The 227-nt window shown below is 50.2% G+C and carries 1 protein-coding gene; it reads left to right on the top strand.

Features of this window, described 5'->3' with window-relative positions:
* On the top strand, positions 1-227 hold a 227-nt coding region (locus LRL21_RS45410), incomplete at both ends, for a transposase (RefSeq protein WP_240422272.1).

Raw genomic sequence — 227 nt, 5'->3', positions numbered from 1 at the left:
GAAAACTGGAAGATTTGCGGGCCTATGCCCAGCAGCATCCTGACTTCCTGCTGCTTGCTCCCAAGGCGGTGGTGATGGATTTAGCCCAAGCCTATCACACGTGGATCCATGAATGTTTTCCAACAGCGATCCGAATCGCAGATCGATTTCATGTGCATGGTTATGTCATAGAGGCCGTGCAAGAGGTTCGTAAATCGGTACAAAACACGCTTTCTCCACGAGCTAGA

Origin of the sequence: Paenibacillus periandrae (genome assembly GCF_022458865.1) — a bacterium.
Lineage (GTDB): Bacteria > Bacillota > Bacilli > Paenibacillales > NBRC-103111 > Paenibacillus_S > Paenibacillus_S periandrae.
This window is presented reverse-complemented; position numbering and strand designations above follow the sequence as displayed.